This window comes from Qipengyuania sp. JC766 (genome assembly GCF_040717445.1).
In the GTDB taxonomy this organism is placed as follows: Bacteria; Pseudomonadota; Alphaproteobacteria; order Sphingomonadales; family Sphingomonadaceae; genus JC766.
This window is the reverse complement of sequence record NZ_JBFEFL010000001.1, coordinates 2,601,017-2,627,898: the sequence shown is the minus strand read 5'-3', so window position 1 is coordinate 2,627,898 and position 26,882 is coordinate 2,601,017. Positions and strand designations below refer to the sequence as shown.

22 protein-coding genes are annotated in these 26,882 nt (G+C 65.6%); 9 read left to right on the top strand and 13 right to left on the bottom strand.

Translation table 11 applies throughout. The features are described from left to right. Positions 1 to 60: 60 nt before the first annotated feature. A complete protein-coding gene (locus AB1K63_RS12635; RefSeq protein ID WP_366960535.1) occupies positions 61 to 879 on the top strand; it encodes a queuosine precursor transporter in 819 nt (272 codons plus the stop codon). Here the strand turns inward: AB1K63_RS12635 and AB1K63_RS12630 are convergent. The 11 genes from AB1K63_RS12630 to AB1K63_RS12580 all read right to left on the bottom strand — a co-directional run bounded on the left by AB1K63_RS12630 (position 876) and on the right by AB1K63_RS12580 (position 13,226). Beyond that, positions 876 to 2,393 carry a Ppx/GppA family phosphatase gene (locus AB1K63_RS12630; protein ID WP_366960534.1) on the bottom strand — a complete coding sequence of 506 codons (1,518 nt, stop codon included), beginning with the start codon at positions 2,391 to 2,393 and terminating at the stop codon, positions 876 to 878. The two genes, AB1K63_RS12635 and AB1K63_RS12630, sit on opposite strands and share 4 nt — an antisense overlap. A gap of 14 nt (positions 2,394 to 2,407) precedes the next feature. Further along, a complete protein-coding gene (locus AB1K63_RS12625) occupies positions 2,408 to 4,573 on the bottom strand; it encodes an RNA degradosome polyphosphate kinase (RefSeq protein ID WP_366960532.1) in 2,166 nt (721 codons plus the stop codon). A gap of 138 nt (positions 4,574 to 4,711) precedes the next feature. Further along, positions 4,712 to 5,671 carry a P-type DNA transfer ATPase VirB11 gene (gene virB11 / locus AB1K63_RS12620; protein ID WP_366960724.1) on the bottom strand — a complete coding sequence of 320 codons (960 nt, stop codon included), beginning with the start codon at positions 5,669 to 5,671 and terminating at the stop codon, positions 4,712 to 4,714. A gap of 97 nt (positions 5,672 to 5,768) precedes the next feature. Beyond that, positions 5,769 to 6,929: a TrbI/VirB10 family protein gene (locus tag AB1K63_RS12615; protein WP_366960531.1), complete on the bottom strand. Its 1,161-nt coding sequence runs from the start codon at positions 6,927 to 6,929 to the stop codon at positions 5,769 to 5,771. Between the two features lie 53 nt (positions 6,930 to 6,982). Further along, positions 6,983 to 7,750 carry a TrbG/VirB9 family P-type conjugative transfer protein gene (locus AB1K63_RS12610; RefSeq protein ID WP_366960530.1) on the bottom strand — a complete coding sequence of 256 codons (768 nt, stop codon included), beginning with the start codon at positions 7,748 to 7,750 and terminating at the stop codon, positions 6,983 to 6,985. Continuing rightward, positions 7,747 to 9,009 (bottom strand): type IV secretion system protein, encoded by a 1,263-nt coding sequence (locus AB1K63_RS12605; RefSeq protein ID WP_366960529.1) that lies wholly within the window; start codon positions 9,007 to 9,009, stop codon positions 7,747 to 7,749. The genes AB1K63_RS12610 and AB1K63_RS12605 overlap by 4 nt, the downstream gene beginning before the upstream one ends. Further along, positions 9,006 to 11,432, bottom strand: coding sequence for a VirB4 family type IV secretion/conjugal transfer ATPase (locus tag AB1K63_RS12600; protein WP_366960528.1), 2,427 nt, complete (start codon positions 11,430 to 11,432; stop codon positions 9,006 to 9,008). Before AB1K63_RS12600 ends, AB1K63_RS12605 begins: the two co-directional genes overlap by 4 nt. A gap of 39 nt (positions 11,433 to 11,471) precedes the next feature. Further along, complete coding sequence (locus AB1K63_RS12595; RefSeq protein ID WP_366960527.1) at positions 11,472 to 11,756, bottom strand: VirB3 family type IV secretion system protein; 285 nt, start codon at positions 11,754 to 11,756, stop codon at positions 11,472 to 11,474. 6 nt (positions 11,757 to 11,762) lie between these two features. After that, on the bottom strand, positions 11,763 to 12,074 hold the full coding sequence (locus AB1K63_RS12590; protein WP_366960526.1) for a TrbC/VirB2 family protein: 312 nt from the start codon (positions 12,072 to 12,074) through the stop codon (positions 11,763 to 11,765). 1 nt (position 12,075) lies between these two features. Continuing rightward, positions 12,076 to 12,720, bottom strand: coding sequence for a lytic transglycosylase domain-containing protein (locus AB1K63_RS12585; RefSeq protein ID WP_366960525.1), 645 nt, complete (start codon positions 12,718 to 12,720; stop codon positions 12,076 to 12,078). A gap of 131 nt (positions 12,721 to 12,851) precedes the next feature. Next, positions 12,852 to 13,226, bottom strand: a complete 375-nt coding sequence (locus AB1K63_RS12580; protein ID WP_366960524.1) for a hypothetical protein — start codon at positions 13,224 to 13,226, stop codon at positions 12,852 to 12,854. 291 nt (positions 13,227 to 13,517) lie between these two features. On the opposite strand from AB1K63_RS12580, the gene AB1K63_RS12575 reads away from it, so the two are divergent. From AB1K63_RS12575 to ribB, 4 genes are all read left to right on the top strand, one after another. Then, entirely contained in the window at positions 13,518 to 15,083 is a 1,566-nt protein-coding gene (locus AB1K63_RS12575) for a hypothetical protein (RefSeq protein ID WP_366960522.1), read from the top strand. Positions 15,084 to 15,213: 130 nt separating this feature from the next. Next, complete coding sequence (locus AB1K63_RS12570) at positions 15,214 to 17,955, top strand: TonB-dependent receptor (protein ID WP_366960521.1); 2,742 nt, start codon at positions 15,214 to 15,216, stop codon at positions 17,953 to 17,955. A 121-nt stretch (positions 17,956 to 18,076) separates the two neighbouring features. Beyond that, entirely contained in the window at positions 18,077 to 18,865 is a 789-nt protein-coding gene (locus AB1K63_RS12565; RefSeq protein ID WP_366960520.1) for a Crp/Fnr family transcriptional regulator, read from the top strand. Positions 18,866 to 18,926: 61 nt separating this feature from the next. Continuing rightward, positions 18,927 to 20,207 carry a 3,4-dihydroxy-2-butanone-4-phosphate synthase gene (gene ribB / locus AB1K63_RS12560; protein WP_366960519.1) on the top strand — a complete coding sequence of 427 codons (1,281 nt, stop codon included), beginning with the start codon at positions 18,927 to 18,929 and terminating at the stop codon, positions 20,205 to 20,207. Between the two features lie 16 nt (positions 20,208 to 20,223). Here ribB and AB1K63_RS12555 read toward each other — a convergent pair whose 3' ends face one another. Continuing rightward, entirely contained in the window at positions 20,224 to 21,387 is a 1,164-nt protein-coding gene (locus AB1K63_RS12555) for an acyl-CoA dehydrogenase family protein (RefSeq protein WP_366960518.1), read from the bottom strand. A 95-nt stretch (positions 21,388 to 21,482) separates the two neighbouring features. Between AB1K63_RS12555 and AB1K63_RS12550 the strand changes: the two genes are divergently transcribed. From AB1K63_RS12550 to AB1K63_RS12535, 4 genes are all read left to right on the top strand, one after another. Next, a complete protein-coding gene (locus AB1K63_RS12550; protein ID WP_366960517.1) occupies positions 21,483 to 22,367 on the top strand; it encodes an alpha/beta hydrolase in 885 nt (294 codons plus the stop codon). Between the two features lie 319 nt (positions 22,368 to 22,686). Further along, positions 22,687 to 23,202 carry a 50S ribosomal protein L10 gene (rplJ, locus tag AB1K63_RS12545; RefSeq protein ID WP_366960516.1) on the top strand — a complete coding sequence of 172 codons (516 nt, stop codon included), beginning with the start codon at positions 22,687 to 22,689 and terminating at the stop codon, positions 23,200 to 23,202. 65 nt (positions 23,203 to 23,267) lie between these two features. Then, entirely contained in the window at positions 23,268 to 23,645 is a 378-nt protein-coding gene (rplL, locus tag AB1K63_RS12540) for a 50S ribosomal protein L7/L12 (protein ID WP_366960515.1), read from the top strand. Positions 23,646 to 23,777: 132 nt separating this feature from the next. Further along, positions 23,778 to 26,336: a DUF305 domain-containing protein gene (locus AB1K63_RS12535; protein WP_366960514.1), complete on the top strand. Its 2,559-nt coding sequence runs from the start codon at positions 23,778 to 23,780 to the stop codon at positions 26,334 to 26,336. 48 nt (positions 26,337 to 26,384) lie between these two features. Here AB1K63_RS12535 and AB1K63_RS12530 read toward each other — a convergent pair whose 3' ends face one another. Next, positions 26,385 to 26,855, bottom strand: a complete 471-nt coding sequence (locus tag AB1K63_RS12530) for a hypothetical protein (protein ID WP_366960513.1) — start codon at positions 26,853 to 26,855, stop codon at positions 26,385 to 26,387. Positions 26,856 to 26,882 lie beyond the last annotated feature (27 nt).

The window sequence follows — 26,882 nt, the reverse complement described above, 5'->3', positions numbered from 1 at the left end:
GCACCGGCAGCGCCATAGCGTGCTTTGCGTGGCGTGGAAATCGCGATAGCAGACGCTTTCATGGATAGGCCGCCGCAACGTCTGGAAACCGGGGGAAGCACCCCGATCAGCTTCCGCTACTACGATTTCGTCATGGCGGCCTTCGTTGCGATCCTGCTGCTGTCCAACATCATCGGGGCCGCGAAGCTGACCTTCGTGGAAGTACCTTTCTGGCCCGACGGCTGGTGGCCGGCGCCCGACGGCGTCTTCATCTATGGTGCGGGCATCCTTTTCTTCCCGCTCGGTTACGTGATCGGTGACGTGCTGACGGAGATCTACGGCTTCGCGCGCGCACGCCGCGTCATCTGGACCGGGTTCGCCGCGATGATCTTCCTCGCCATCATGAGTTTCGTGGTCGTAGGACTGCCGCCGTTCGAGGGCTGGACCTGTTCCGCCAGCGAAACGCTCACCATGACGGGCGAGGCCAATGCGGCAGCGGGGACCGTCTGCCAGCAGACCTATGTCTCCGTGTTCGGCAGCACGTGGCGGATCGTCCTTGCTTCCATCACCGCGTTCTGGGCCGGCGAATTCGTCAATTCCTACGTCATGGCAAAGATGAAGGTCTGGACGCGCGGGAAGGCGTTATGGACGCGCACCATTGGATCGACGCTGGTAGGCCAGGGCGTGGACAGCCTGATCTTCTATCCGGTTGCGTTTCTCGGGATCTGGAGCACGGAAGCCGTCGTGACCGTGATGGTCACCAACTGGGCACTGAAGGTCGCGTGGGAAGCGCTGCTGACTCCGGTGACGTACTGGGTCGTCGGCACGCTGAAGAAGCGGGAGGGCGTCGACATCTTCGACACGCAGACGGACTTCTCGCCCTTCTCCACCGCCCGCTAGTCCGACGGCAAGGCGTCCAGCGTCCGCACCTCGGGTTCCAGCGCCAGTTTTTCGCCCAGCAGTGCCATGTCCTTTTCGCTGGGAATGCCGAAGATGGCCGCGTGTTCGCTTTCGATCTCGAGGATCAGTTTGCCGTCCGCGATGCGCAGCCGGCTGGAATCGAACACGGCGCTCGTCCGGCCGCCCAAGCGCCGCGCCAGCCTGACCAGCAGACCCCAGACCGCCGCTTCTTCCAGTTCCTCCGTGTCGAGCATGGTCGCCCACCGACCGCCCGCGTAGTCCTTGTTCCCGTTCGCCATGATGGCCGTCGCGATCTTCGCCCGATCCTTTGCCGACAGGCCGATCCAGCGTTTTTCCAGCGCCCAGCCCGTGGCGATGGCGACGCGCAGGTTCGGTTCGATCTGCATCGAGGCGAGCGAGAGTATCGTCGCCGCCAGGCGAGTCCGCTTGTCCGCGTCGCTCGTCGCTTTCAGTGCGGGCCGCGACCACGCATTGATCCGCCGCGCCAGTTCGGGCGAGCAGCCGCGCGTTGCACCGAAGGCCTCGATCCCTGCCAGCAGGGGATCCTGCGCGCGCAGGTCCTGCGTCAGGGCCGATTGCAAAAGGCCTTCGCGTATCCCCCATGACGAGAACACGATCCGTTCGGGCTCCAGCTTGCGGATCAGTGCCGACAGCAGGATGGCCGCGTCGGGCAAGGTCGACGCCCGGCTTCCGCTGACCCGCGGCCGCGCCTGCAGGTCCTCGGGCGTCATGGCGGCGACGCCTTCCGCAATGGCCAGCGCGTCCTTTGCCGATAGAGAAAATCCGTGAGGGTCGGTCACCGGATAGTCGGTTTCGCCGATTTCGAACGTCGCCAGCGCACGCAACGTGCCGCCGACGAGGTAGAGGCAACCGCGCTTGGGCATGGCCGGCGCGCCTTCGATCGCCTTCATCAAGGCTTTGCGCGTCGCCTTGTCGGTTTCGCCGCGATATTCGGGCAGGCGCAGGGTTCCGAGCGGAAAACTGACCGCTTCCTGCGCCACGCCCTTGGCGACGCGCGCGAGCTCCAGGCTCCCCCCGCCAAGGTCCGCGACGATGCCGCAGGCACCGGGAAATGCGCCGATGATGCCTTCGGCCCCCGTCAGCGCTTCCTCCACGCCGGTGAGAAGGCGCGGCGAAAGGCCGATCTCGCGGACCTGCGCCAGGAATTGCGGTCCGTTCTCCGCATCGCGCACCGCCGCGGTGGCGACGGTCTGCACGTCTTCGACGCCATGCGCATCGATCAGCAGCGCGAAACGGCGAAGGCCGCGCATGGCGAGATCGACCGCTTCGTCCGCCAGCCGGCCGGTTTCGCCGAGTTCGCGGCCCAGCCGCGCAGTAACTTTCTCGTTGAGAAGCACCATCGGTGCGCGGGGCGATCCGCCATAGAGGACGAGGCGCACGGTGTTCGATCCGATGTCGACGACCGCATGCGTCGCTGGCGTGCCGAGGAACGCCGCAATCGGTTCCGGCGGTGCATCTTCTGCCGCCTGCATGGTCGCGGGGGCGCTCAGGTGGCCCCCTTGCGCAGCGCCAGCTTGGGTACACCGCCGACTTCCAGCGCACCGCCGCGTCCGGAGAGGGAGGGATTGGTCATGAAATAGCGATGGCAGTTGAACGGCTTCCCGTCACCTTCCAGTCTGCGATAGCTGCCATCCGGCTGGAGTTCCCAGCTGCGCTCCGTGTCCAGCAGATTGGCGAGCAGCACCTGCTGCAGCACCTGATCGTGAACGGTCCGGTTCGTGATCGGGACGAGCGCCTCGACCCGGCGATCGAGATTGCGGCTCATGAGGTCGGCGGAGGAGATGTACACGCTGGCCCTGGGCGACGGCATTGGTTCGCCATTGGCAAAGGCGTAGATGCGGCTGTGCTCAAGGAACCGCCCGATGATGGAGCGCACGTTGATGTGGTCGGACAGCCCCTCCACCCCGGGCTTGATGCAGCAGATGCCGCGCACGATCAGCTGGATTTCGACACCCGCATCGCTCGCCGCATACAGCCGCTCTATCATGCCGCTGTCGGTCAGCTGGTTCATCTTTGCCCAGATCGCCGCCGGCTTCCCGCGGCGCACGTTCTCGATCTCCCGGTCGATTGCGGTATAAAGCTTTTCGCGCAGGTCTATCGGGGAAATGCCAAGCATTTCGGTCTCGCGCGGCTCGACATAGCCGGTCACGAAATTGAACAGCTTGGCCGCATCGCGCCCCAGTTTCGGGCTGGCGGTGAAGAAGCTGAGATCGGTGTACACCTTGGCCGTGACCGGGTGATAATTGCCCGTGCCGAAGTGGCAATAGGTGCGGAAGCCCTCGTCTTCGCGGCGCACGACCATCGCGCACTTGGCGTGGGTCTTCCAGTCGACGAAGCCGTAGATCACCTGCACGCCGGCCCGTTCGAGCTTGTTGGCCCAGTAGAGGTTCTGCTCTTCGTCAAAGCGGGCCTTCAGTTCCACCACGGCCGTGACCGACTTGCCGTTCTCGGCCGCTTCCACGAGCGCCTCGATCACCGCGGACTGGGTCCCGGCGCGGTACAGCGCCTGCTTGATGGCGACCACGTTACGATCGTGCGCCGCTTGGCGGATGAAGTCGACCACCACGTCGAAGCTTTCGTACGGGTGGTGGATGACGATGTCCTTCTCGCGGATCGCGGCGAAGGCGTCCCCGTCATGCTCCAGGATGCGTTCGGGATAGCGGGGGGTGTAGCTGTCGAACTTGAGGTCCGGCCGGTCTTCCTCGATGATTGCGGAGAGGCCCTCTATACCCAGCATGCCATCGGTCTTGACGACGCTGACGCCGGAGGGGGCCAGCTGCTCGCGCAGCATCTGTTCCGCCGTGGGATCGAAATCGGCGTCCAGTTCCAGCTGGATGACCTGTCCACGCCGGCGCCGCTGGATCGCGCTGCGGAAGGTGCGGACGAGATCTTCGGCCTCTTCCTCGATCTCGATGTCGCTGTCGCGCAGCACGCGGAACACGCCATCGCCCTTGATGTCGAAGCCGGGAAAGAGGTGCTCCGCAAACCGGCCGATGAGGCTTTCGATGCTGATATAGGTCGCATCGCCCGTCCCGTCCTCGCCGCCCGGCACCCGGATGAAGCGCGGCAGCGCGGACGGGATGAGGATCATCTCGACCAACTGCTCCTTCTTGCGCTTCACCGTGAACAGGACCCCAAGCCCTTCGTTCGCGACGAACGGGAACGGATGGGCCGGATCGAGCGCCTGGGGCGTGATGATCGGCAGGATTTCGTCGAGGAAGAACTGGCGCAGCCATTCGTGCGCCTCGCGGTCGATCCTGCGCTCGTCGGCGATATGGATGCCCGCATCGGCCAGCAGCGATCGCAGGTCGCGCCAGATCGCCTGCTGGTCCTCCGTGATCGTCGCCAGAGCCTTGCGGATGCAGGTCAGTTGCTGCGACGGGGTCCGCCCTTCTATGGACGTGCGTTCGATCCCGCGCTGTACCTGCCCGATGAGGCCCGCGACGCGGATCTGCATGAACTCGTCCAGGTTGCTGCCGGAAATCGACAGGAACCGCAGGCGTTCGAGCAAGGGATAATCGGGGTTGCAGGCCTCCGCGAGGACCCGTTCGTTGAAGGCGAGCCAGCTCAGCTCACGGTTGAAGTAGCGTTCATGCCCATCGTCGACGACGGTTGGGATAATGTCGTTGGCGATCGTCCGGGCTGTGCTCATCGGGCCTGCAGTCGGTTGAAGGTGCGCGACAAGGGATAGAGTGACGCGGATTCTCCCCCTGCCGCGCATTAGCTACGATTCCATGGCAGTCGCGTTCCGCGCAAGGGTGTTAACCCACTTTCCTTTGGGACAAATCTCTCAGACCAGGGAAGCGCTTTCGGCGATCTGCGTGATGCCCCGGCGTCCCTGCTCGTCGCGCCCCAGCTGCACCAGCACGTCGATCACGCTGGAGGCGTAGGCGATGGTGTCCGGACGCGTGAGGCCGATGCCGGTCTGCATGACCATCAGCGAAAGCTGTTCCAGCGCGCCGCTCAGCGAATTGGCGTGGATCGTGGAAAAGCTTCCGGGATGCCCCGTATTGATCGCGCGCAGGAAGCTGACGCTTTCCGCGCCGCGCAGCTCGCCCAGTACGACGCGGTCCGGCCTCAAGCGAAGCGCCGCCTGGAGAAGTTCGTTGGCCGTCACCTTCGCTTCGCCGAGCTCGCCCTTCACGGCCACCAGCCCCACACCGTTCTCTCCGGGCAGGCGCAGTTCGGGCGTGTCCTCGACGAGCACGACCCGCTCGTGCGCCGGGATCTCGCCCAGCATGGCGTTGAGAAAGGTCGTCTTCCCGGTCGACGTGCCGCCGGAAATCAGAATCGTCTTTTTCTGCCGGATCGCCTCGCGCAGGAACGCGATCGGCTGCGCTTGCGGGTCGGGCATCGCCGGCGGCTCGGCCCCCGTCAGCGGGCCGGTGTCGTACGCGTCGAGCGGCAGGTCGAGCCGCCGGTGCCGCCTGATCGCCATGACCCAGTGCTTGCGGCTGGCCGGCGGTCCGCAGAACTGCACGCGCGCGCCGTCCGGCAGCGTCGCGCCCAGCAGCGGATGTTCGCGGTTGATGCCCTGGTGGCTGACCCGGGCGACCTGCTCGGCCAAGCGCTGGACCAGCTTGTCGTCGATCCCCGGCGTCGCGATCTTCTGCATTCCGCCGAGAGCGGCGTCTTCCACCCATACCTCGCCCGGCCGGTTGACGAGGATTTCCGTGACGGTGTCCCGGTCCAGCCACTCGCGAAAGGGCGCGAGATAGGCGTCGAGATAGACGCTGCGTTCCTGCGACATTGCGCCACCTTCGTTGCCGGGAACGGCGCTGGTACCGCGGTCCTCTCCGGGCTGGAAGGGGTGGATGTCTGCGGTCACGGGCGGTTCGTCCGGCAGGTCAGACGCCGGAGAAATCGAGATCGCGGGCGGTGAACACGCGGATCGGCTCGCCCTGGCGCACGCGGATGGTCGGCCCGATCTGGCCGTCCTGCTGCAGGGCTGCGGATGCAGCGCTCGATCCGCCGCCGATCACCAGCGAAGCACCGCCGGACGCAACGGCTGCCGCGCCCTCGACTACCGAGAGCAGGAGGGCCGATCCGAACCGCTGGAAGAAGTTCGAATTCACCTTCCCCCGAAGGCCGGTCGTCCCGTCGAAAGCGACTGCGGGCGATTGCAGGTTCACCGATGCCCCGTCGGGACGGATGAGCCGGGTCCAGATGACGTAAGCGCGCTTCTGACCGTTCTGCAGGCCGGACTGGTACTGGCCGATCAGCCGGCTGGAGCGCGGGATCAGCACACGCTTGCCGTCGAAGCTGCGCACGTCTTGGCTGACGACAGCACGGGTGAAGCCGGGGACGTTGGTATCGATCGCCGTCTCGAGGATCGCGGGGATCAGGGTGCCTTGCGTCACCGTGGTGCCGGGATTGACCATCGCGGTCGCTTGCGCCGGGCCGCCGCCCACGCCGCCGATACGGCTGGCGAAATCGCCCGCCGCGCCGCCGGCGCCCGACTGCTGCGCCTCGGCACTGCCCGCGGCGGCCACGGCCGCGGCGGGAATGGCGACGCTCCCGATCGGCGCGCCGCCTGCGTCGAACACGAGCGTAGGCGATGCGTTGGGATTGCCGACCGGACCCGCGCGCGGCGTCGGAGACGTGGCATAGATGGGCGACGGGACCGGATCCGCCTGACCCACGCCGACATTGCCGACCGGCTGGATCGAGCCGTCGACCGGCTGCTGGATCGGGACCTGCGACACGGGAACGGCCGGGACCTGCTGCGCCGCGACTTCGCCGGCGACACCTTCGCCGCCGACCGCCTGCGCCTCGTCGCCCGCGGTCCGGGTCGTGGACATGCCCCAGAACGCCGCCGCGCCCAGCAGGGCGACCACGCCGATCCCCACCGCCATGGTGAGGCCATCGGACCCGCCCTTGCGCGCCACGGCTGGGTAGGAATTGCGGCTGGCGAGGTCGATGATTTCCGCCGACTGGTTCTCGCGCGGATCGACGTCTCCGGCGGCAGAGCCGGACTTCTTCTCGGGCATACGCATCGCAAGACGCATGATCTAACTCCCCTGGCGGGCCACGACGGCCGCCCTTGATGATACTATCGCCGTCATCGCTGCGACGAGAACGCCGTACGGACGGGACCTTCGTTGGTCAGGATCGCTTCGTCGCTTCCGGACCGCAGGATGATTTCGGCCGGCACGCCTTCCACGACGATTGCCTCGCCCCGCGTCGTGTAGTTGACGGGGCCTTCGTCTTCCTTGGCGTTCTTCACCAGTATGGCGGGGATCGCCTCGCCCGCCGGCCAGACGAGGTAGGTCGCGTTGCCGTCGTCGTAGATTTCGCTCGGCATCAGCGCGGTGTCGCCCTCGCGCGCCCATTCGAAATTGATCTGCGTCGGATCGATCACGGCCAGCGGGTCGGTGGCGGCCGCGACCTCGACCGGGCTCAGCCGTTCCTCGGGGCCCATGTCGGCGAACTGTTCTTCCCCGTCGTCCTCCAGCTCCGGTTCCTCGGGATAGGTGAAGCTCAGCAGGTACATGGGCCGCGCATTGGCGTTGGCGACCAGGTCGAACAGGTAGACGCGCTTGCTGGTGATGACCGTCAGGTTCGTGCGCGAGGTGTTGGTCAGCGGTTTGACGAACAGCAGGTTCGCACGCTTGTTGGGCGTGACCTGCCAGGCTTCGCTGTCGCCGATGGCGACGTTCTCGATCGATTCGTCCTTGCCGAAGCGGATCGTGGCCTGGACCTTGGTACGCCCTTCGATCCGGACGACTTCGGCCGGATCGTAGAAGCGTTCCACCAGCCGCGGATCGTCGGCCAGCGCGGGCGCGGCAACAAACATCAGGGCGAGCGCGGGAAGCGCGGCGCGTATCATTTCAACTTCTCCGTGGTGCGCTTTTCGGGGGACCGGAAGCGGTTGCCGATCCCGTGAGTGCGCGATTGCGTTCCGGTGAGGGGCTGGGGCCGGGTGTTGCCGGACGAGGTGGCATAGACATTGGTCGTCCGCATGCCGCCGGCCGCGGAACTCGTGCCTGCCGCGTCGTTGGCCGCGGGCGAAGGCGTGATGCCGGACATCTCGATCCGGCGCGACGGCGCATAGGAGCCCGCCGCCGCGGCCTGCGCCGTGGACATGACGCCCGCATTGCCAGAAGGCGCCGTCGTATTGACGACGGTTGCGGGTGGCGGCGACGATGCCATGGACCGCCCGCTGCTCTCGCCCTTTTCGGGCACGAGGCCGAACACGCTCCATCCGGCGACCATCGTCGATGCCACCTTCACGACCATGATCATCAGCGCGACATGGACCATGCCGATCATGAAGAACGCCATGGCGGGCCGCGCCGGTATGTCCCCGGGCGTGGAGGCCAGCCCGTTCAGGATCGGGACCGTCATTTCCAGCATCAGGCTGCCGCCCAGTACGGCGAACAGCGGCGTGATGCCGAGCAGGACCACGCCTTTCAGCCATCCGGTGAACAGGCCGCGCGTGCCCTGGAACAGGCCGAGCACGACGAAGACCGGCCCGAGGCCGACGAGGATGGCAAGGCCGATCCGCGCGGTGACCAGCAGGCCCACCGTGCCCAGAAGCAGTGCGACCGCGCCCATCCAAAGGAGACCCTTGGGCGAGAACGTGTCGATGTCCTGTGCCGGCGGGGCCGCTTCCTGCCCCGGGACGCCGGGAATCTGCCCGGGATTGGACACCGCCTCGACCGCGGCGAACACGATGTCGATCTTGTCCGCGAAAGCCTCGGTCGCGGATTCCTGCGTGCCCATCAGCGCGGATGCCAGCCAGTCCGGCCCGAGGACGAACAGGTTCAAGACGACGCTTTGGTAGGCGACCCAGCTGGTCGCGAAGGTCATGACCAGGCCGATCGTCAGGAATCGCGGCGTCAACGCCTTGACGCCGATGCTGGACCGGCCCGTGATCAGCTGGAACGCGAAGAACGCGACATAGAGCGTCAGCAAAACCGTCAGCACCGGGACCAGCACGCCGCCCGGTGCGAACAGCCGGCCGAAGGCGACGCCGGTCGCTTCGTTCGCCACGCAATCGACCGCACGCAGCGCCGCGGCCACGCCGCCGATCGCTTCGTTCATCACCTGGTCGCAGGTGCCGGCCGTTTGCGCGGCGACGGTCACTCGGCCGCCTCGTGCATGGGATAGGCGTCCATGGCTTCGACGGGGCCGATGCCGGGCCATTCGTGACCCGTGAGCGCCGGATACCATTCGGCCGGTTCGTCACCCACGGCCTCGCGCAGCAGGTCGAGCCGCCGGACCGCGGCTTCGCGGCCCGACAGGATGGTCAGGACCTCGGGCGCGTTGCCGAGATCGAGCCGAACCACCACGCTCGCATCGGGCTGGCGCACCAGGAAGCAGCGGCTGTGCGCCGGCAGGCTGCGGATCAGGGCCAGCTCGTGTTCGGTCAGGCCGAAGCCTTCGCAATAGTCTTCGGGACGGGCCCGGCTGTTCGGCATGAAGACCATGGTGGCGGTCTGTTCGACCAGCGCGGTCGAGATGCGGCTTTCCAGCGCATCGCGCGCGCTCTGCGTGGCGAAGCCGACCAGCGCGTTGCGCTTGCGCAGCGTTTTCAGCCAGTCGCGGATACGCGCGGCGAACACCTCGTCGTCGAGCGCCTTCCAGCCCTCGTCGATGAGGATCATTGTGGGTTCGCCGTCCAGCCGCTCCTCGATGCGGTGGAACAGGTACATCATGGTCGGCGTGCGCAGCTTCGGGTTCTCGAGCAGCGCGGTCATGTCGAACCCCAACACGCGCCGCTGCATGTCGAGCTCGTCCCGCTCGTTGTCGAACAGCCAGGCGTTCTCGCCCTCCCCGATCCAGGCGGACAGGCGGTCCGCCAGGTCCCCCGGCTGCGGTCGCCGCGTTCCGGACAGCAATTCCTTGAAATGCCGCAGCCGGCGCAGCGAGGCATCGTTGGCATAGGCCGCATCGACCGCGCTCGCGATGGTCGCGCTTTCCTCCGGACCTTCCGCCTTCAGCATGACGCCCAGCCAGTCGCGCAGGAAGGCCTTGTTGGACGGCGTGTCCGGCAGGGCGAGCGGGTTGAAGCCGGCCGGTTCGCCCGACCGGATGGCATCGTACCGCCCGCCGATCCCGCGCACGAACAGTTCCGCCCCGCGATCCTTGTCGAACAGGATGGTCCGCGGGCTGAACTTCTGCGCCTGCGCGGCGAGGAAGTTCATCACCACCGTCTTGCCCGAACCGCTCGGCCCGATGACCGAGAAATTGCCCAGATCGCCGTGGTGGAAGTTGAAAAAGAAGGGTGTGGCGCTGGTCGTTTCCAGCAGCGTGACCGCGTCGCCCCAGTTATTGCCAGACGCCTGCCCCAGCGCGAAGCCGTGGAAGCTGCCGAAGCTCGCCATGTTGGCCGAACTGATCATGGCGCGGCGCACGATGAACGGCTCGTTCCCGGGGAACTGCGCCCAGAAGGCAGGTTCCAGATTGGTATCCTCGCGCACCGCGATCGCGCCGGTATCCGCCAGCGCCGCGGCACAGGCCGCTGCGGCATCGTCCAGCCGCGGCAGGGTGCTCTCTCGCACCTGCACGGTGAGGTGATGGTCCCCGAAGCCGACCGCGCCATTGCCGAGCTCGTCGCGCGCGGCGAGCATGTCGTTGCGCTCCGCCTGCGCTTCCTCGTCCGCGCTGCGCAGGCGCCGGATCGCGAGGTCCATCCGCTCGCGCGCCGTCGTCCGTTCCGTCGGGGCGTAGCTTTCGGTCACGATCATTTCGAACGGCAGCCGCAGCAGGCCATCCATCAGGCCCGGGCTGGTCGCGTCGGGATAGTCCTTGAGGCTCAGGATCGCGGCGAAGTCCGGATCGCCCGCCCCGCGCTGTTCCATCGCGTCGAGGCCGAAGGACACCCGGCGATAGGGCAGCATGTGCCCGATATCGACCTCGTCGCCGGGCCGGCGCACCGGCCGCATCTCGCCATTGTAGAGCGCGCTCAGCAGTTCCAGCAGTTCGTTGTTGGTGCGGCCTTCGCTCGCTTCGTAATCGCCCAGCTGGGACGCGCCGTAGCTGGACAGCGAGGCCAGCAATCCGGTCGCCGCCGCTTTCAGCGACCGCAGGTCCTTGGGATCGTAATCGAATTCGTCGGTCTTCTTGCGACCGAGCATGCGGGAGACTTTCTCCGGCCACCCGGCCTTGCCGCGCGCCGGACGCCGGATGAGCGTCACGAACTGGTCGTTGATGAACAGCGCGCCCTTGCCGAGCCGGTCCTTCCATCGCGCGTCGATATGCGCGGACAGCGGATCGTCGAACTGCGCGTCGAGCTCCACTTCCACCCGCCGCCGGACGACGTGGTGGTACATGACGAAGCGCGCATCGAGCGTGGAGCGCAGCATGACCTCCCGCGTCGCGGCATGACCGTTCAGCGCGTCGGTATCCTCGGTCTCGAACAGCAGCCCCGGCACCTGGAGCGCCGTCATCAGCGATCCGTCGCGCAGCAATACGGTGCTGTCGTCGACCAGCCGGCTATAGGGCAGGCGGTCGCCGGCGCGGGCTTCCTTCGCGCTCCAGGCCGCTGCTCCCAACCACTTGTTCATCGATCCACGATCCTTCCGGAGGCATCACGCCATCCGCACTCAGGCGGCGTAGCTGTTGCAGCCCCAGTGCTTGTAGTTCTTCACCCGCGGGCACTTGCTGACCTTGGTGAGCCACAGGTCGAACACCCGCGGCTCGCGAAGGCAGGCGAAATATCCGACCCCGTGCATGATCACGGCGCCCAGCAACGCCAGCCAGCTCCCCGTCACCAGGAACAGCTCCGTCGTCACCATACCATTGATAATGAAATAGTTATAGGTGACGCCCGCGAACATCTGCGGCCGGGTCAGCGAACGGTGGACGGGATGGCGGACGAGTGCGGTCATGGCCCGTCAGCCGCCGGCCGCGCCCTGGATGCCGGCGACGATCGAGCTCGCGCCGAACAGGATGAAGACCCCGATGATGACGGTCGCGCCGAAGCGCCAGTTCAACCGGCCGGTCAGCATCATGAACCCCACCGCGGCCACGGCCATCACGGCGACCGCCGTGGCGACATTGCCGAGCAGCGTGCCCTGCAGCCAGCCGAGCGCGGCGACGACCGGGCCGGAACCGGCCGGATCGGCAGCCTGCGCGAGTGCCGCCGTGGGCAGGCCGGCGGAAAGGGCCGCCAGCAGGGCGGCGGCGGAACGGGCAATTAAACGCATGTCAGTCGGTACTCCGGGAGTGGCTTGCCAGGCGGCCCATGATGGCCGCCACGTAATTCTGTGTTTCGCGGATGCGCGGGACGCCGCCGGCGCGGATTACTCGGCCCGGCCCCGCATTGTAGGCGGCCAGCGCCCTTTCGAGATCGCCTTCGAAGCGGTCGAGCTGCTCGCGCAGATATCGCGCCCCGCCTTCGAGATTCTGGAACGGATCGTCGGCATTCACGCCCATTTCCCGCGCGGTGCCGGGCATCAGCTGGGCAAGGCCGCGCGCGCCGGCATGGCTGACGGACCGGTGCCGCCAGCGGCTTTCCTGCCAGACGAGTGCTTCGATCAGGGCGGGACTGATATCGAACCGGACGGCGAGTTCCTGCACCTTCGCGATGTATTCGGCCGGCACGTAGCCCGCCTGCCGGGCCGCGCTGGCGATCGCTTCGGGCGGGACGAAGAAATCCGCGTCGAGTTCGACCGGCGGTTCGGCCGGAATGACTTCGGTCTGGGAGAGATTTTCGACGGGCAGGACCTGGGGCCCGCCGGCAATCCAGCGCGCTCCATCCTCGCTCACTTCGATCACGTCCGCCCAAGCCGGGACGGGCGCAAGGGCCAAGCCGGATACCATTCCGAGCCGGGCCACTGCATTGAGAATCATCGTTCCCTCCATCGCAGCCCCCTGCGCATCTTACATGACACGCCGGTGACATAAAGGCCGAAGCCGCGGTGGATAAGGAAGTGTCCGGTACCGAACCGCGGTCCGGCCCGGCCTGTTACCAACGTCCGTTATCAGCGCCCGGTGCGGAAGCCGTCGCTGGCCAGCCTGCGAATGGCATCACGCGCGAGCTTGCGGGAATCGACCCAGCGGCCGTCCGCCGTTTCCAGCGGACGCCGGTCTTCCGAGCGTGCGGCGGCTTCGAACATCCTGCGCGCCTCTTCGGCACGCCCCTCGCGCGCGAGGGCGACGCCCAGATTGATCAGCGATGCCGCGTCAGCTTCGCGCAGAGCTTCGTCCTGGTCGATCTTCCGGATCGCGGCATCGTTCTGGCCGCGCTGTAGTTCCTCGTAAGCCACGTCCTGCGCCTGCGCTTCCTGAGTCTGCGCGAGGGCCGGACCGCCCGGAATGGTCAACAGGACCGCAGCCCCGATCAGCAATGTCCTCATCTCGTATCTCCTTCTCCGTACAACAATATGACACTTTCGTGACTGTTTGTCACATCTTTGAAACCTCTTTTTTTTTCAGCTTGATTTTCAGTGGTTTGTTCGGCTTCGGACCACCCCGAAGGACGAGGATCGGGAGATACGCGCGCTCCGCGACACGCAACCGTAACATTGTCGCGAAAGCGTCACCGGACAGCCCCGAAAGCGTCACCCACACGCTCTAGCGAAACCCCCGCGACACCAGACTCGCATTCTTGCTTTTTGGTTTTTGAGGGGACCGCACCCGTGAAGAAAATGACACGCTCGCTCGTTCTTGGCTGCAGCATGCTGGCGCTTGCCGGTTGCGGTGCCGACGAAATCGTCTCGCCGGGTACCGGCGGCAACATCACCATCAACAACCCGCCCGCACCGGCCCCGACGCCTACGCCCACGCCGACTCCGACGGCTGGCGTGACCCCGGCCGCAGGCTGCCCGACGATCTCCGATCCGCAGGGCCTGACGGACGGCGGCACCATTTCCGGCCCGACCGGCGTATACCGCGTCTGCACGCTCCCCAGCCGGTTCGCGGTCAGCTCGACGCTCCGCCAGATCGACGGCCTCGTCTACCAGCTGGACGGCCAGGTCGATGTCGGCACCGACCAGGGCGCGGCCAGCACCGGGACCGGCGTCGTCCTGACGATCGAGCCGGGCGTCATTATCTACGGCCAGGGTTCGGCCTTCCTCAACGTCAACCGCGGCAACCAGATCAATGCCGTGGGTACCGCGACCGATCCGATCATCCTGACCAGCCGCGACAACGTGCTGGGCCTCAACAACGACAATTCGTCCGGCCAGTGGGGCGGCCTGATCATCAACGGCCGCGCTCCGATCACCGACTGCAGCGCGCCCGCCGCCACCCCGGGCACGGTCGGCTGCAACCGCCTGGTCGAAGGTACGCCCACCCCGCCGGAATATGGCGGCGCGAACCCGGCGGACGATTCGGGCGACTACGCCTTCATCCAGATCCGTTATTCCGGTTTCGTCCTCACCAATGGCGACGAACTGCAGTCGCTGACGACGGGCGGCGTCGGCAACGGCACCACGTTCGACTCGATCCAGAGCGTCAACAGCTCGGATGACGGCGTGGAGTTCTTCGGCGGCGAAGTGAACGTCACCAACCTCGCCGTGATCGGCGCGGAAGACGATTCGCTGGACTTCGACACCGGCGTGCAGGGCAATCTGCAGTTCGTCCTCGCGGCGCAGCGTCCGGGCGTCGGCGACACGATCATGGAATTCGATTCCAGCAACGCCAACAGCGACAACACGCCGCGTTCCGACGTCACGATCTCCAACGCGACCTTCATTGCCAACAGCGGTGTCGGCGACCAGGTCCTGCGTATTCGCGGCGAGGCGGACTTCAGCCTGCTGAACACCGTGGTGGTGGACAACAGCGCCGGCACCCCCTGCATCCGGATCGACGAAGACGGCACGCTTGCGGCCGCCGGTTCGCAGCCGGACGAAAACGGCCCGCCCACCTTCGATTCGGTCGTGCTCGACTGCACCACCAACTTCCGCAACGGTACCGACAATCCGGCCGCCGAAGCGGAAGCCGCCTTCGACGCGGGTTCGAACAACAACAAGGCGTTCACCAACACGCTCCAGATGAGCTACATCAACGGTGCGAACGAGACCGCCCTGACGGATACCGATCCCACGGGTGAGGAAACCGGCGGCACCACCGGCTTCTTCGTCGATGCCGGCTTCGTCGGCGCCGTGCAGAACGCTTCGGACGGCCGTTTCTCGCAGTTCACCTGCAACACCGCGGTGATCAATTTCGGTACCGCCAACACCGGCGCCTGCACCTCGCTGCCGACGCCCTGATCGAGCCATGAGTACGGGCGCCCCGCACCTGCCCGGTGTCGGGCGCCCGTTTCTCTTCGATCCGCAATCCTGCCGGGCCACGCGGCCCGGCCTTCCTTCAAGGACCTACAGAATGAGGGGGTCTTCCAAAATGAGCACAGCCAAGAAACTGGCCGGGCTGTTCCTGCTGTCCAGCGCCCTGACCTTCCCCGGCTACGCGATGGCCCAGGGGACCGGCGGCCAACCGGCGACCGGCGCGCAGAATCCGACCTCCCCCGACCCGGAAGACGACGACAACCTCGCCGAAGAGGTGACCGGCATCGACGAAACCGGCCAGGACGACGCGTTCGAGGACCAGCCGGAAGTCTCCATCCCCGGCGGCGAAGGCACCATCATCACCGTCACCGGCCGGCGCGGCCCACGCGACATCACGCGCAGTTCCAGCCAGGTCGTGAACATCCTTTCCGCCGAGCAGATCGCGCGCACCGGTGAAGGCGATATCGCCGGCGCCCTCAGCCGCGTTACGGGCCTGTCCGACAACGGCGACGGCCGCGTTTTCGTGCGCGGCCTCGGCGATCGCTACTCGCTCGCCCTCCTGAACGGCCTCCCGCTCCCCTCGCCCGAACCGCTCAGCCGCGTCGTCCCGCTGGACATCTTCCCGACCAGCATCGTCGCCTCCAGCCTCGTGCAGAAGACCTATTCGGCGAACTTCACGGGCGAATTCGGCGGCGGCCTGATCAACCTCACCACCGTTGCCGTGCCCGACGAAAGCTTTCTCGAGATCGGCGTCGGCATCAGCGGCGATACCGAGACGACCTTCGACAACGCGCTGCTGTATTACGGATCGGACTTCGACTGGTTCGGGTTCGACACCGGCCGCCGCGACGCCCCGCCTGCGCTCCAGGCCTTTTTCGATCAGGACCAGCAGCTGAGCAACCTGACGCAGGAACAGCGGCAGTCGATCGCCAAGGATCTGATCAGCCCGAACCTGCTGCTGATCCAGCAGACCGACACCGCCCGTCCCAACCTTTCGGGCGGGATCAATGCCGGGACCAGCTTTGAAGTGGGTTCTGACGGCCGGCTGGGCATCATCGCCACCGCCAACCTGTCCAACTCGCTGCGCAATCGCGACATCACGGCGCAGACGCCGGACAGCGCCGATCTGAACATCCGGACGGACGCGCGCGAGTTCACCACCGACAACCAGATCAATGCCAATGCGTTGCTCGGCTTCGGCCTGGAGCTTGGCGACCAGCAGTTCCGCCTGACGAACCTGTTCATCAGGGACGTGCTCAAGCAGGCGCAGCTGTCCTTCGTGGAGGACCTCCAGAACGGCGACAGCGAAGTCCAGCAGTTCACCGCCTGGTTCGAACGCCAGCTGATCGACAGCCAGCTGGTCGCCGAACTGGAATTCGGACAGCTCGACGTCGACATCCGCGCAGGCTTTGCCCAGTCCGACCGCGAAAGCCCGTACGAATACACGTTCGAATACGTGCGCACGAACAACGAGAACGATCCGTTCGGGGACCTGTTCGTCAATCCGCTCAACCGTATCCGCGGCGATCTCGCCAGCGTGGCCTTTTCCGACCTCACCGAGAAGGTGTATTACGGCGGAATCGACGTGTCCTACCCGGTGATCGACGAGGTCACGCTGACGGTCGGATATGCCTACACCGACACCGACCGCAGGTCCGAGCGTCGCGAATTCATCTTCGATTCCGATTCGAATTTCCCGCAAGGCGTCGCGCTGCTCCGGCCCGACCTGCTTTTGGGCGATGCGGTGATCGAATTCTACGACATCAACCTGTTCGAAACGACGCAGACCTTCCCGGTCTTCGACGCCGAGCTCACGACGCACGGCGCGTATGCCAAGGCTATCATCAATCCAACGCTGAACCTGACCATGGATGTCGGCGTGCGCTACGAGGACGGTTCGCAGACCGCATCGCCGGTGCAGATCTTCGAGAACCAGGCCAATCTGGGCGCGGTGACGAGCCTAAACAACGACTACTTCCTGCCGGCCGCGACGATCACCTACGATTTCGACAACGGCCTGCAGGTCCGGGCGAGCGCGTCAAAGACCATTGCACGTCCGCAGTTCCGCGAACTGATCTTCCAGCCCTATATCGATCCCGTCGGTACCCGGCAGTTCCTCGGCAACCCTGCCCTGCAGGACGGCGAACTGATCAATGCCGAAGTGCGCGCCGAATATTATTTCGACGGCAGCAACCGGGTATCGCTCGCAGGCTTCTACAAGGATATCGACAACCCGATCGAGCCCTATTCGAGCTTCTCGGACAATGCCCAGATCACCCAGTTCGCCAATGCCCCCGCGGCGCAGCTCTACGGCGCGGAAGTCGAGTTCCTCTACAATTATTCGACGATGGACTGGGGGGGCTTCTGGGAATCGAAGAACCTCTTTTTCCTTGCGAACTACACCTACACGAATTCCGAGCTGCAGGTGAACGCGGACGATCAGACGTTCACCTTCACGCCGGGCGTGGGTGCCGTGGCGCAGCCCGCCGCCAACTTCTTCTTCGACGGGGCGCCGCTGACCGGCCAGTCCGACCACCTGGCGAACGTCCAGTTCGGTATCGAGGACGAGGACAAGCTGCAGCAGCTCACGGTCCTCATGTCCTATGCCAGCGAACGCGTGACCAGCCGTGGTGCGGGCGGACTGCCCGACATCGTCGAGGACCCCGGCTTCCGCCTGGACCTAGTGGCACGGCAGGGCATCGAGCTGTTCAATGTGCCGCTGGAACTGAAATTCACCGCGCGCAACATCACCGGACGCGACCAGTTCGAATACCAGGAAGTCGGCGACAACCGGATCGAGATCAACTCGTACCAGGTCGGTCAGAGCTACAGCCTTTCGGTGTCCGCCGAATTCTGACCATTGCCGGAATGTGTTGCGAAAGGCCGTCCCGATCGGGGCGGCCTTTCCGTTTTCGGCCGGCTGCTGCGGAATTTCCGTAACGCGCGCCGCAGTTTGTCCCGCCCGCGTGGAACATTCCATGGCCCGGATGCTTGGGGACGGTATGAAGGCAGAGCTGGACAAGTATCCACTGACGGGCCGCTTCCTCACGGGGCGCTTGCGGCATGCCATGACCGAGCGTGAAAAGGACATCCTCGAAACGTCCATCGACACGATCGAGAGCTACAAGACCTCCCACGAAATCCTGCGCCGAGGCAAAGTCGTCGATTACAGCACCATGCTGATCGAAGGCTTTGCCGTCCGCTCGATCTACGAGAACGACAAGCGCTACATCGTCGGGATGCAGGTGCCGGGCGATTTCATGGACCTCCACGCCTACGCCCTCAAACGACTGGACCACGATCTGTGCACGATCGGCCCGGCCAAGATCGCACGCGTGAAGCACAGCCGGCTGGAAGAACTGGCACGCAGCGAACCGCATCTGTCGCGGCTCTTCTGGTTCTCGACCCTGCTGGATGCTTCGATCCACCGGCAATGGATCCTCAAGGTCGGCCAGCTGAAGGCAAGCCGCCGGACCGCGCACCTGTTCGCTGAAATCTGGACCCGGCTGGACCAGGTGGGCCTTGCGCGAAAGGACGGCTTCCGCACGCCGCTGACGCAAACCGACCTCGCCGAGATGTGCGGTACCACGCCCATCCACATGAACCGCGCGCTGGGCGACTTGCGCCGCCAGGGTATCGTGGAATTCCGGCGTGGCATCGTGATCTGCCACGATCGCAACGCGCTGGAGGAATTCGGGGAGTTCGATCCTACCTACCTCTACGGCGAAGGCGACTTGCACATGGACCAGCTTCTCAACGTCGCCTGATTTTCACATTGTAATGTGATACCTGATTGCATGGGTAACATTGCGGTGTTACGCGGCGGTCATGACCACGCCCGCAACCGACAAGATTCGCCGCCAGATCCTCGAACTCGTGGAAAGCGGCGCCATGTCGCGAACCGGCATAGCGCGCGCGGCGGGTCTTCATGCCAATTCGCTGCGCGACTGCTTCGAAGCCGACTGGAACCCGACCGCCGACACGCTCGGCAAGCTGGAAGGCTTCCTGCGCGACAACGAGGATCGCCCGGTGCTCGCGACGATCGAGGAAATCATCGATGAGGCGCGCAACGGCCGCATGTTCGTGCTGGTCGACGACGAGGACCGGGAGAACGAGGGCGACCTGGTCATTCCCGCGCAGATGGCGACGCCGTCCGCGATCAATTTCATGGCCACCCACGGCAAGGGGCTGATCTGCCTCTCGCTCGACCGGACCCGTGTGGAGCGTCTCGGCCTCGAGCCGATGAGCCGCAACAACCGCGAATCCATGCAGACCGCCTTCACCGTTTCCATCGAGGCGGCAGAGGGCGTCACGACCGGGATTTCCGCCGCCGACCGGGCGCGCACCATATCGGTCGCGATCGACGCGTCGAAGGGCCCCGACGACATCGTCACGCCGGGTCACGTCTTCCCGCTGCAGGCGCGCGACGGCGGCGTGCTGGTGCGCGCGGGCCATACCGAAGCGGCCGTCGACATCTCGCGCCTTGCGGGCCTCAATCCCTCGGGCGTGATCTGCGAGATCATGAACGAAGACGGCACGATGAGCCGGCTGGACGATCTGATCGCCTTTGCAAGGCGGCACGAACTCAAGATCGGCACCATCCGCGACCTCATCGCCTATCGCCTGCGCAACGATCACCTGGTCGAACAGGTGAGCGAGAGCACGCTGCAGTCCGATTACGGCGGCGAATGGCGCGCGATGACCTATCGCAGCAAGGTGTCCGGCGCGACGCATGCCGTGCTGCAGAAGGGTCGGACTTCGCCGGACGAGCCGACGCTGGTGCGCATGCATGCCATCTCGATCTTCGATGACGTGCTGGGCCAGTCGGGGCCGCGCAAGCGGCAGTTGCAACGGTCCATGGCGGCCATCGGCGAACGCGGGTCGGGCCTCATCGTCCTCATCATGCCGGACCGCCCCGAAATGCTGCAGGCCGAAATCGGCCGCCGCCCCCATCCCGACGGCGAATTGCGGGATTACGGGATCGGAGCGCAGATCCTGGTCGATCGCGGCGTGACCGAGATGATCCTTCTGTCGGACAGCGAACGCACCGTCGTCGGCCTCGAAGGGTACGGCCTGAAAGTCGTGGGCCGCGAACCTATCCCCGAATAGGCGGGCGCACCCCCGCCTACATCGCGCGGGCGATCACCATCTTCATGATCTCGTTCGATCCGCCGAAAATGCGGCTGACCCGGCTGTCCCGGAACATGCGCGCGATCGGGTAATCGTTGATGTAGCCCGATCCGCCATGGAGCTGCAGGCACTTGTCGACGACTTCGCCCTGCAATTCGGTCAGCCAGTATTTGGCCATGCAGGCGGTGGGAACGTCCAGCTTGCCTTCCAGGTGCTTGGCGATGCAGTCGTTGACGAACACCTTGGCCGCAGTGCCGCGCGCCTTGAGGTCGGCGAGGACGAACTGCGTGTTCTGGAAGTCCCAGATCGTCTTGCCGAAAGCCTTGCGCTCCTTGGTGAAGGCGACCGTTTCCTCCAGCGCGCGCTCGATCGTGGTCATGGCGCCCATCGCGATGATCAGCCGTTCCTGCGGCAGTTCGCCCATCAGCTGGTAGAAGCCCTTGCCTTCCTCGCCGCCCAGCACCGCGTCGCTCGGCACGAAGACGTCGTCGAAGAAGAGTTCCGAGGTGTCCTGTGCATCCAGCCCGATCTTGTCGAGCTTCTTGCCCCGCTGGAAGCCCTCGGCCCCTTCCGTCTCCAGCAGCATGAGCGAAATGCCCTTGGCCCGCTCGGCCGGGTCGGTCTTGGCGACGACGATGATGAAGTCCGCGATCTGCCCGTTGGAGATGTACGTCTTGGCCCCGTTGATGCGGTAGCCGTTGCCGTCCTTCAGCGCGGTCGTGGTTATGCTCTGCAGGTCCGATCCCACGCCCGGTTCGGTCATCGCGATCGCGCTGACCAGTTCGCCCGAAACCAGCTTGGGCAGGTATTTCTTCTTCTGCTCCTCGGTCCCGTGACGCACGAGGTAGGGCAGGATGATCGTGTTGTGCAGGCTGGCCGCGAAGCCGTCCACATTGTGCCGGCCCTGCTGGTCGATCACCACCATCTCGTGCCGGAAATCGCCGCCATGCCCGCCATATTCCTCGGGCACCGATGCGCCCAGCAGGCCCGCCGCACCGGCCTCGGTCCAGAACTCGCGTTCCACCTGCCCGTCCTCGCGCCATTTCAGGACGCGCTTTTCGGGCGCGTGCTTTTCGTAGAATTTCCCGACCGCGTCTGAGAAGATCGCGATCTCCTCGTCTTCCACAAAACCGGGCTGAGCGACGTCGATCACGGGCATGGCTATTGTCCTCTCCTCGAATTTATAGTTGCCTTCGATCCTATCCCATCGGTAGCGATCCGCAACGCATTTTCCGCTTACGTGAAGGGAAGCAAATGAGCGGCACCGAACTCGTCGGCCCCACCTCGCAGGTCCTCATCTCCATGCGCACGCGCCTCCACTACGTGGACTGGGGCAATCCGGATGCGCCGCCGCTCATCCTGCTGCATGGCGGGCGCGACCATTCGCGCAGCTGGGACTGGACGGCGGAGGAATTGCGCAAGGACTGGCATGTCATCTGCCCGGACCTGCGTGGCCACGGGGACAGCGACTGGAACGAGACCGGGCATTACCCGGTGATGCATTACGTCTACGACCTCGGCCAGCTGATCCACCAGCTGGAACTGGCGCCGGTGACCATCGTCGCCCACTCGCTCGGCGGCAATGTGGCGATCCGGTATGCCGGCCTCTACCCCGACAATGTCCGCAAGCTGGTCGCGATCGAGGGGCTGGGCCCCAGTCCCGATCGTCTCACCGAGATGCAGAAGACGCCGTTCCACGAGCACTGGACCAACTGGATCGACAAGAAGCGCGAGGCAAGCGCCCGCCAGATCCGCAAGTACGACAGTTTCGAGGACGCGCTCGACCGCATGCACGAGGCGAACAGCTATCTCAGCCGCGCGCAAGCCCACCACCTGACGCTGCACGCGGTCATCCGCAACGAGGACGGCACCTTCAGCTGGAAGTTCGATCCGCACCTGCACGCCTGGCCGCCGGACGATTTCACGCCGGAACAGACCCGGATGCTTTGGGAACGGATCACCTGCCCGACGAGGCTGATCTATGGCGCCGACAGCTGGGCTTCCAATCCGAAGTCCGACGGCCGGATGAAGCACTGGGGCGCGAATGCCAGCGTCACCGAATACGATCGCGCGGGCCACTGGGTGCATCACGACCGGTTCGACGATTTCCTCGCCGAAGTGCGCGACTTCATCGCCTGACGGGTCGCGGCCGGCGACGGCGGATACCGATTGACTTTGCGCCGCCATGCGCTAGATGCGCGCCCGTTCGCGAAAGCCTTTGCAGGTGTTCGCGATCATCCGTCCGAGACAGTTGGTGACCGGAATATGCCGGTCTTAATTTCCAGCCTAGACGGGGAAACGAGATTTTTCGGCCTTGCCCAAGCGGCCTGGCCCTGTGCGTCCCCGGCGCATCCTCCTTCCCCATCATTGGACTTTGTCCCGGTGCATCCGCGCCGGGACTGTTTGAGCCGGTCGCGGCGGCCTTCGGGCCATCGCGACCACAGTGAAGGAGTAAGGCATGGATCGTTCGCAGAAAACCGACGCGGTCGCCCAGCTCAATGCGGTCTTCAACGAGGTCGGCGTGGTGGTCATCACCCGCAACCTCGGCCTGACGGTGGCGGAATCCACCGATCTGCGCGGGAAGATGCGCGAAGCCGGCGCGTCCTACAAGGTTGCGAAGAACCGTCTTGCCAAGCTCGCCCTGAAGGACACTCCCTACGAAGGCATCGAAGGCATGCTTTCGGGCCCGACGGCCCTCGGTTACTCCGAGGATCCGGTGGCGGCGGCCAAGGCCGCGGTGGACTTCGCCAAATCGAACGACCGGCTGGAAATCGTCGGCGGTTCGATGGGCGGGCAGGTTCTCGACGAAGCAGGTATCAGGTCGCTGGCCTCGATGCCGAGCCTCGACGAGCTGCGTGCCAAGCTGGTGGGTCTGATGAATGCGCCTGCGACCAAGGTCGCCCAGGTCGTCAACGCCCCTGCCAGCAAGCTGGCCCGCGTCTTTGGTGCCTACGGCGCCAAGGAAGCTGCATAGACCGTTTTTCCAAGCGTATTTCGCCGGGGCACGACGCCCCAAACGAATCTCAGGAGTATTGAACAATGGCCGATATCAAAGCCCTCGTAGAAGAACTTTCGAAGCTGACCGTTCTGGAAGCCGCCGAACTCGCCACCGCGCTCGAAGATGAGTGGGGCGTGAGCGCCGCCGCAGCCGTGGCCGTGGCCGGCCCCGCCGGTGGTGGCGATGCCGCTGCCCCCGCCGAAGAGAAGGACGAATTCGACGTCATCCTCACCGGCGACGGTGGCAAGAAGATCCAGGTCATCAAGGAAGTCCGTGGCATCACGGGCCTCGGCCTGGGCGAAGCCAAGGCGCTCGTCGAAGGCGCGCCGAAGCCGCTCAAGGAAGGCGTCAACAAGGCGGAAGCCGAAGACATCAAGAGCAAGATCGAAGCTGCCGGCGGTACCGTCGAGCTCAAGTAAGCTCTTCTCGCTTCAGGCGAAAAGGAACGGGGGCGGTGCCGCAAGGCGCCGCCCCTTTTTCGTGCCGCTATTCCATCGGCGGGTGACGGGCGTCGGCGAACGGCCTTGTGGCATCGACGAAATTTCGCCAGCATGATTGCAAACGAAACCGGAGAGACACCCGACATGTTCGCCAAGACCCGCCTGCTCGCCACCGCGGCGTGCGCCACCCTGCTCGCCAGCCCCGCCCTCGCCCAGGACGCGACCATCGTCCAGCCGGGCGGCGTGGGCCAGGACGCGCGGGAAATCGACGCGAACGACGCGATCAGCATCGTCGCCGACCGTTACATCCAGGCCGATGTCGACTTCATGCAGAACATGATCTGGCACCACTTCCAGGCGGTGGAGATGGGCCGCTTGGTAGACGGCCGGACTGCGACCGACGACATCGTGGAAATCGCCCGCAAGATCCAGGTCAGCCAGGCGGACGAGATCGCCTTCATGCAAAGCTGGCTGCGCGAGCGCGGGCAGGACGTTCCCGACCCCGCCGCGGCGCAGGGTCACGCCCACCACATGATGCACGCATCCGATGGCGGCCCCGTGATGATGAAGGGCATGGCGACGCCCGAACAGATGGAACAGCTCGCCTCGCTGTCGGGGACCGAGTTCGACCGCATGTACCTCCAGCTGATGATCGCCCACCATGCGGGAGCGCTGGACATGGTGGACATGCTGAACGACGCGCCGGGCGCGGCCTACGACCCGATCCTGTCGCGCTTCGTCAACGACGTGGTCGCCGACCAGTCGGCGGAAATCACCGTGATGAGCAACCTCCTGGCCGACGTTGCGACCGATCCGCGGACCGGCCTTGCCGCCGGATTCCGCGACGCGGAGCAGGCCGCGAAGGGCCTGCGGCTCGTCCGCTCGCTGCCCAAGCCTGCAGGCTTCTTCGATCCGGAAAACCCGGCCGGTCTGCGCCTGCCGGCCGTGCTCGAAGATCCCGTGGAGCGTAGCCCGATCGACGGTGGCGCGGCTGCCGACAGCGACGAGGCCGATCCGCGCAGCGAAGCGCTCCGCAAGCTGAACGAGGCGATGGCCGCCGTCTCCGCCATCGGCGCGGAACCGGACGAGGACATGCCGGCCAATGCCCGCCCGTCCCAGACCAATCCGCGATTCCCCCTGCTCAGCTTCGGCAATACCGACATGGCGTTCTCGCGCGATCTGCTGATCGCGGGCAATTACCACGGCTTCAACATCTACCGCCTGTCGGACGAGGGCATGCCGAACCTTATTAGCTCGGTCGTGTGCCCGGGGGGCCAGGGCGACGTGTCGATCGCCGGCGACCTGCTGATCATGTCGGTCGAGGACAATCGCGGCCGGACCGATTGCGGCCTCGGCGGCGTGTCCGAAGACGTCAGCCCCGACCGGTTCCGCGGCCTGCGCATCTTCGACATTTCGGACATCGACCGCCCGCGCCAGGTCGGCCAGGTGCAGACCTGCCGCGGCAGCCACACGCACTCGATCGTGGCGGACGATGCCAATTCGCTGCTGGTCTACAATTCCGGCATCTCGCGCGTGCGCGACGAGGAGGAGCTGGCCGGCTGCACGATCGGCTTCGGGGGCGAGGAAAGCGCGCTCTTCAGCATCGACGTGATCGAGATCCCCAAGGCCGATCCCTCGCAGGCGCGGATCATCGATTCCCCGCGCATCTTCGCCAAGGACGGACGCATTGCCGGCCTGTGGCGGGGCGGCGACCACGGTCCGGGTACGCAGGACACCGCGACCACGGACCAGTGCCACGACATCACCATCTTCCCGGCGAAGAACATCGCCGCGGGCGCGTGTTCGGGCAACGGCATCGTCCTCGACATCTCGGACCCGCGCAAGCCGGTCCGCGTGGACGACGTGACCGACAAGGGTTTCGCCTACTGGCACTCCGCCACCTTCAACAATGACGGCACCAAGGTGCTGTTCACGGACGAGTGGGGCGGCGGTGCCCGCCCGCGCTGCCGCAGCCAGGACCCGATGACCTGGGGCGCGGACGCGATCTACGACATCGTGGACGGCAAGCTGGTGCAGCGCAGCCTGTTCAAGATCCCGAGCGCGCAAAGCGAGACCGAGAACTGCGTCGCCCACAACGGCTCGCTGGTGCCGGTCCCGGGCCGCGACATCTTCGTTCAGGCCTGGTACCAGGGCGGCATCTCGCTGATCGACTTCACCGACAGCAGCAACCCGGTCGAGATCGGCTATTTCGACCGCGGCCCGATCGACGAGGACCAGTCGCTGGTCGGCGGTTTCTGGTCGGTCTATTACTTCGACGGCAAGATCTACGGCACCGAGATCGTGCGCGGCCTCGACGTGCTGGAGCTCGTGCCGACGGAGATGCTGACCGAGAACGAGATCGCCGCGGCCAAGCTCGCCGACCAGGGCGAGTTCTTCAATCCGCAGCAGCAGATGCCGGTCACCTGGCCGGACGATCCGGTGGTCGCCCTCGCCTATCTCGACCAGTACGAGCGGGACGAGGCCGGCGAAGCGCAGATGCCGATGGTGACGGAGCTGCGCACGCTGCTGGCGCGGGCACAGGACGGCGATGCCAGCGTCGCGGACCAGCTGGAAACGGCGGCCGACGGCATGACCGAGAGCGATGTGCGCGGCCAGCGCATGGCCGGCGTCCTGCGCGGGATCGCGGCGAACCTACGCAACGGCGGGTGAAGTATCGGGCGCGAGCGGCCGGGATGCCCGCCGCTCGCGCTACGACCCTCAGTTGTTTTCGATGAGCCCCTGCCCGCCGGCCATCGCGCCGAGCTGCGCGGCGTAGTCACGCGCGACGATCGCCTCGACCTCAGAATATTCCTCGAGATTGGCCTCGCGCAGCTTGGTGCAGGCCGCGAGATGCGTTTCCATGAACGAGATGGTGGCTTCCTCGTCCGCGCCGAACCCGTCGAGCTGGTCGTCGATCCAGTCGATCTTGTTCTCGGCCGCCACGTCCATTTCTTCTTCCGGACCTTCGTAGAGGTCGTAGGCGAAGGTTCCGAACGTGTAGGCAGCCTTCATCAGGTCGGCCGCGAAGACCGGGTCTTCTTCCATCACCATGCCGCCGGTGAAGCCGCTGAACGCGCTGCAGTGCATGGCGTTTTCGGCCGTCATCTCTTCGGTGACGACCTGCGCCTGCGCGCCGGGAACGAGAAGCGCGGCACCGGCCAGCGCGACGGATAGAACAACGGATTTCATGCGGACCCTCCGGATACAGAACCGGGC